Genomic DNA, 299 nt, shown 5'->3' on the forward strand with positions numbered 1-299 from the left:
GCGACCAACCCATCATAGCGCCCGCCCCCACCAACAGAGCCAAAAACAACTTTTTGCCCATCATCATTTAAAACATCAAAAAGCAATGCCGCCTCAAAAACAGGCCCCGTATAATATTCCAATCCGCGGACCACCGAAGGGTCAATTTTAATGCGATTATGATAACCATTAGCGGCAAAGATTGCTTGCATTTCTTCAAGCTCGCGAACCCCTTCTAGCCCTTGAGCACTCTGACCAACAACTTGCCTGAGAGCATCAAGCGTTTCTTCTGCTGTTTTTGCATTTACCGTGAGTAAGGA

Annotated in this window: 1 protein-coding gene; it reads right to left on the bottom strand. The window is 46.8% G+C overall.

Going from position 1 to position 299, the window contains the following annotated elements; all coding sequences use genetic code 11:
- A partial coding sequence (locus tag ACFIN0_RS10045) for an ATP phosphoribosyltransferase regulatory subunit (RefSeq protein ID WP_375702487.1) occupies window positions 1-299 on the bottom strand: 299 nt, incomplete at both ends.

Origin of the sequence: Bartonella sp. AA89HNZF (genome assembly GCF_042196905.1) — a bacterium.
In the GTDB taxonomy this organism is placed as follows: Bacteria; Pseudomonadota; Alphaproteobacteria; order Rhizobiales; family Rhizobiaceae; genus Bartonella.